At 68.4% G+C, this 1,121-nt stretch carries 1 protein-coding gene; it reads left to right on the forward strand.

The genetic code is table 11. The features are described from left to right. The first annotated feature begins 113 nt into the window (after positions 1–113). Positions 114–1,121, forward strand: coding sequence for an IS481 family transposase (locus tag O3T09_RS11765; RefSeq protein ID WP_011117094.1), 1,008 nt, complete (start codon positions 114–116; stop codon positions 1,119–1,121).

Below are 1,121 nucleotides of genomic sequence, written 5' to 3' on the forward strand. Positions count from 1 at the left end.
TGTTGTGGGTCATGAGGTTCTTGGCACGAGGCCCGGGCTGAGATGAGACGAGCGGGCCCCGCCCGGCAGGATGGAAGTTCCTCAACAACCCACCTGCCAGAAGAGACCCGCTCATGACTCACGCTAACGCACCCCTGACCCCCACCGGCCGTCTCAGGATGGTCCACCGCCACCTGCACGACGGGATCCCACAGGCGCACGTGGCCGCCGAGTTCCGGGTGAGCCGGCCCACGGTGGCCACCTGGGTGGCCCGCTACCGCGCCCAGGGAGAAGCCGGCCTTCAGGACCTGCCCAGCCGGCCGCGCCGTTCACCTGCCCAGCTCGACCCCGAGGTGGTGGCTCAGATCCAGACCCTGCGTCGCAGGGAGAAGTGGTCGGCCCGCCGCATCCATCACCACCTCGTCTCTGAAGGCCACCGGGTGTGTCTTCGTACCGTGGGGAGGTGGATGCACCGGCTGGGCATCTCCCGGTTGCCAGACCTCGCGCCCACGGGTGAGGACCTGCGCCAACGACCGCAGAAGATCACCGCCCGCGGCCCGGGGCACATGGTGCACCTGGACGTGAAGAAGATCGGGCGCATCCCCGAGGGGGGCGGCTGGCGTGCTCACGGCCGGGACTCCGAGAACGCGCGAGCAGCCAAGCGCGGGCCTGGCCGACGGGTCGGCTACACCTACCTGCATTCGGCGATCGACGGGTTCACCCGCCTGGCGTACACCGAGGCGTTGGAGGATGAGCAGGCGGTGACCACGATCGGGTTCTTCTGCCGGGCGCGGGCGTTCTTCGCCGCCCACGGCATCCGGATCGACAGGGTGATCACGGACAACGGGAACAACTACCGGGCCGCGGAGTTCACCGCCAAGGTGGTCTCGCTCGGGGGCCGGCACCACCGGATCCGCCCCTACACCCCGCGCCATAACGGGAAGGTCGAACGCTACAACCGGCTGATGGTCGATGAGGTCCTCTACGCCCGCCCGTATACCTCAGAGCAAGCTCGGCGTGAGGCCCTGGCCGTGTGGGTGAACCACTACAACTACCATCGGCCTCATACCTCCTGCGGGAACGCCCCGCCGGCCTCGTTGGCCCCGGCCCGAGTCAACAACGTCATGACCTCCTACAGCTAG

Source organism: Micrococcus sp. H39-S4, assembly GCF_027158145.1.
In the GTDB taxonomy this organism is placed as follows: domain Bacteria; phylum Actinomycetota; class Actinomycetes; order Actinomycetales; family Micrococcaceae; genus Micrococcus; species Micrococcus luteus.

Coding starts and splice junctions, on each gene's coding strand:
- O3T09_RS11765 (WP_011117094.1), top strand. CDS start 114: ATGACTCACGCTAACGCACCCCTGACCCCCACCGGCCGTCTCAGGATG.